Annotated in this window: 3 protein-coding genes; all 3 read right to left on the minus strand. The window is 49.4% G+C overall.

Features of this window, described 5'->3' with window-relative positions:
* Positions 1–159: 159 nt before the first annotated feature.
* Positions 160–2,535, minus strand: a complete 2,376-nt coding sequence (locus tag BEG40_RS21390) for a prophage tail fiber N-terminal domain-containing protein (RefSeq protein ID WP_105286073.1) — start codon at positions 2,533–2,535, stop codon at positions 160–162.
* Positions 2,536–2,599: 64 nt separating this feature from the next.
* Positions 2,600–3,199, minus strand: a complete 600-nt coding sequence (locus BEG40_RS21395; RefSeq protein WP_105286074.1) for an Ail/Lom family outer membrane beta-barrel protein — start codon at positions 3,197–3,199, stop codon at positions 2,600–2,602.
* Between the two features lie 67 nt (positions 3,200–3,266).
* Positions 3,267–3,796: phage tail tip domain-containing protein (locus BEG40_RS21400; RefSeq protein ID WP_502692833.1), on the minus strand; the 530-nt coding region annotated here is incomplete at its 5' end.

A 3,796-nucleotide genomic window follows, 5' to 3' on the forward strand; every position in this document is an offset into this window, starting at 1 on the left:
GTTCGCCATCTTCAGTCAGTTCTCCGGTTTCTTTGTACACGTTACCTATCACGTCGATAAGAATATCATCCTGCATCGACTCGTCATCATAATAGCCAATACTCTCCATAAAGGCCGAAAAGTCGGCCCTGTCTTCAAATTTGAGTGTTAAATCTTTCATTAGATTGACTCCCCCACCTGAGCATCAGTCAATGCCTTGTGCCATATTCTGAAATTCCTGACATGACCAAATAAATGACGTAACCCGGCTGTAGTCTGGCCTCCAATACGGATAATTGCGGTGTTCTGAATACAGGACCATGTGGTTTTTGTTTCGCTGGATATATGCCCGTTACTTACTGAGCACGTAGACTGCTCTGACTTTACACGCATCCCCATAACCATTTTTTCAAGCGATGCGTTTTCGTTTACCCGTCTGTTAGCTCCTCCAATATCGCAATAAGGAAATCCGTCGTAATCTGTTGAACGACCGAAGCCAAGAATAATAGCCGCTCCGGTTTGATGACCGCCGGTATCAAAAACACGTGGCGCTGCATTTGGCGTTTTATACCAGTTCTTATGTACCTCACAAAGAACCGTAAAAGGAAGATTATAAAGATTATTCTTAATTGGAACTGTAACTATATCGCTTGCGCGGGTCGCCGCCGTCGCTCCTGATATAATAAAAGATGATACACAAGGCCCATCTTCTACTTGTGGGGTGGCCAGATAAATATAGTCACCAGATACGGTTGCCCCGCTCTGCTTAGGAGAATACTGTATCTGAGAGCCTATTTTTAACTCCCCATCAATTGCCTGAATTGTTGCCTCTGCAAAAATCCATCCGGTAGCTTCGTCCTTTCTGACTCTCGCTGTAATCCTTGAGGCAGCACCGCCTGTCATATTAATTTCAAGCGTTTGTGTATCAATATACGCATCACCAAGAAAAGTTGTTGCGCTACCGTCATATTTATCAAACCGGATACGCAACCTTACCTGCAGTTCTGTTTTAAAACGACATGAGGTTGTCACGTGTTTATTATCGCCTGAGACATCAACTGACTTTGTTGCAGCAATTGATGCCATATTAATGGCTGAGGTTTGCCCAATCAGAGAATCGTTGCAGACAAACTTTCCATAGGTAAAACCAAAATTATCCGTCCCTGTTTCGGGCACATCCATATTTGACGATCGCCCCCAACTGGCAGGGCTTTCCGAATTGAGCATGTAGTTTGTTCTTTGCCCCTCAATAAGCAGGCCATCACGTTCAAATCGTGGCTCGTCAATGGCAGCCTCTGTCAGCACACCAGATTTGTTAATATAGGTTGCTTTCGATGCACGTTTAAACTTAACAATCTTGTCGCCAGGCATCGTTATTTCATCGTCACCAATAACAATTTTTTTATATGATGGCGAAAAGCCCGTAATCATATCCAGCGAATCGTTAAATGGTATCCACACATCAGGCAGCGGCTGTAAGACATATTTATACGGCTCCGCAGCCTGGCTTGCGTACTCTCTGGCTGCATCTTCGCTTGCTTTAGCTGCCGTCTGGCTTGCTGCCGATGCTTTCGCTGAGTTCGCAGCCGCTGTTTCGCTCACCTTTGCGTTGGTTTCACTGGTTTTTGCTGCTTTTTGACTGTTAGCTGATGCAGTGGCAGAAGCAGCCGCCGCGCTTGCAGAACTGGCTGCGGCACTCTCGCTTTGGGCCGCTGCATCCTGACTGCTTTTCGCCGCAGTTTCACTGGCTTTGGCATTCGTTTCGCTGGTCTTCGCTGCCGTCTGGCTGGACTTTGCGTTAGTTTCACTCGTCTTCGCAGCTTTCTGGCTGTTAGCCGCAGCAGTTGCTGATCCAGCTGCTGAAGTCGCAGAACCGGCTGCCGCGCTCTCGCTTTGGGCTGCTGCAACCTGGCTGTTTTTTGCCGCAGTTTCACTGGCTTTAGCATTCGTTTCGCTGGTTTTCGCTGCCGTCTGGCTGGACTTTGCGTTGGTTTCGCTCGTCTTTGCGGCTGTCTCACTGTTTTTCGCGTTGGTTTCTGATTTTTTGGCTGCTGTCGCGGAGTTTGCCGATGCAGTCTGTGAGGTCGCTGCCGCCTGTGCGCTGTTAGCTGCATTCGTTTCTGAGGTTTTCGCCGCGTTCTTCGATGATGCCGCTGCAGTTTCGGATTTCTTTGCCGCCGCTGCGCTCTGAGAGGCGGCTTCAGCGTTGCGTGCCGCTTCTTCCACCATTTCCTCAAAACGACGCAATGCCTCCGGCATGACATCATCTTCCGTCATGGCACCGAGAAAATCATTCAGCGTACCTGGTCTGGAACCTTCATAGACGGTAATGGTTCCGGCATGTGAAGGTGGAAAACCTTCAACAAGCAGGATAACGCTGTACTGGCCATACTCAACATCCATGCTGTAACGCCCGGCTTCATCCGGATTTTCAGAGGCCACCGTGTTCACCAGTACCGTGGTGCTGTTACGCTTTGCCTTCAGTTGAATAGTGCAGTTCTGTATTGGTTTTCCCGCACCATCTTTCAGCACACCTGAGATTTTTACTGCTGCCATATCCACTCCACAAAAAAGCCCGCCTGAACCGGCGGGCTGTCATAACACTGTGTTACCTGGCTAATCAGAATTTATAACCGACACCCACGATGAAACCGTCAGTGCGCCAGTCACCACTGCCGGAGCCTTCATAAGCAATATCAATGGCCACGGATTCGGTCGGGTTAAACTGCACGCCAACCCCCCACGCCAGAGACGTGTTGCTGTGGCGACCGTCATCACTTCCGGTCAGCACATCGTGCGTTTTCCCCTTGTTGTCAGTTACGCGGAGGTAATCCCCGGAAAAAGTCGAAACACGGCTGTAAGCCATACCCGCCATCGCATACGCGCTGAACCATTCATTCACGCGCACAGACGGCCCCGCCATCACGCTGGACCAGCGGTTACGCACGGAATCTTTATGCCAGCGGGTATCGCTGTAACGGGTCAGCTGACGATTCTTGTATCCTGCATAACTGAATGACGTCACCAGCCCCAGCGTGTCCGTAAATTCATAACGGTATTTCACGTTAATGCCCTTCAGGTCATCGTTGCCGGGCATATCAGTATGGGACTGAAGATAGCCGCCGCTTAGTGTGGACTGATGCTCTGCTGCACTCGCTGGCGTACCAGCGGCGGCCAGCCAGACTACTGCAGACAGAATAACAGCACATAATTTACGCATAATTACCTCTCGCTTTTCTGCAATAAAAAAGGCGTCATTTCTGACGCCCGTATTGGGGTTATAAAATTCAGCTGATACTGATGCCTGCAGTGGCTTTCTTCATCACAACAACCAGCAAATCGCTGATACTTGCTGTGGGATACCAACCATTTACCCACCATGCTGATACAGAAAACTCCAGTGTCATTACACCACTGCCTGCAGGCATATCAATAACACCCGTGTAAATCAGAGTATTATCCAGAGCCGTTCGGTTATAAATTTCAGCCCCGTTTTTCTTCACTATCAGGCGGCATGACGAATAAGTATCGCTATTCTCCCGCTCATGTCTGGCACCGCAGAAAGCCACCGCTGGAATAACAATTTGCCGGTCAAACGACTGATCGTCATAAACCCTGACGGTAATAGTCCCTGATGGCCACCGCTCCGGTGCACGGGAGTCCCGGGGGAAAGCTTTGCCCACTGTTTTAACGAGATCGCCTTCAATCTGGTTCGCGGACAGTTTTCCCAGAACCCGACAGTTCTCGTTAATCGTGACATTATTGAGCGTCCCGGAGTTCGCATTCACGTTACCGCTGATATCGGCATTTTTCGCCG

This window comes from Escherichia sp. MOD1-EC5495 (genome assembly GCF_002965965.1).
GTDB lineage: Bacteria > Pseudomonadota > Gammaproteobacteria > Enterobacterales > Enterobacteriaceae > Escherichia > Escherichia ruysiae.

Bases quoted from the DNA above. Each gene is read 5' to 3' on its own strand.
- BEG40_RS21390 (WP_105286073.1), bottom strand. From the start codon at position 2,535: ATGGCAGCAGTAAAAATCTCAGGTGTGCTGAAAGATGGTGCGGGAAAA.
- BEG40_RS21395 (WP_105286074.1), bottom strand. From the start codon at position 3,199: ATGCGTAAATTATGTGCTGTTATTCTGTCTGCAGTAGTCTGGCTGGCC.